This is a genomic window from Neisseria sp. P0021.S006 (assembly GCF_051956895.1).
This window is the reverse complement of sequence record NZ_JBQCWZ010001253.1, coordinates 1-447: the sequence shown is the minus strand read 5'-3', so window position 1 is coordinate 447 and position 447 is coordinate 1. Positions and strand designations below refer to the sequence as shown.

General features: G+C 48.3%; 1 protein-coding gene. It reads right to left on the bottom strand.

The annotated features are described in order from the left end of the window. Positions 1 to 317, bottom strand: a 317-nt coding sequence (locus ACTHUM_RS19735) for a pyridoxal-phosphate dependent enzyme (protein ID WP_440403974.1), incomplete at its 3' end; no start/stop codon positions are given. Positions 318 to 447 lie beyond the last annotated feature (130 nt).

The following is a 447-nucleotide window of genomic DNA, read 5'->3' as shown; positions in this document are numbered from 1 at the left end:
GTCTCCGGCATCACGATGACGGCGCGGCAACCCAAATATTGAGCCGACAAAGCCACACCCTGTGCATGGTTGCCCGCGCTTGCTGCAATCACGCCACAATCCAAGGCTTCTTTAGGCAGCTTCGCCATTTTGTTGTACGCGCCGCGAATTTTGAACGAAAACACCGGCTGCAAATCTTCACGTTTGAGCAAAACCTGATTGTTCAGACGGCCTGACAGACTGCGCGCCAAATCCAAGGGCGTTTCTACGGCCACATCATAAACGGAAGCGGTCAAAATACGGGTTAGATAATCAGAAAGAGGAAGGGAATGGTTCATGGTATTTTAGTGTTCGGAAATAAATTGCAATTCGGTCAAATCGACCGGAGGAAAAAGTTAAAACCATACCCCTGAGGCCGTCTGAAGGCAAGAAAAATCTTAGCAAAGCCTAAATGAGACGGTATAATGT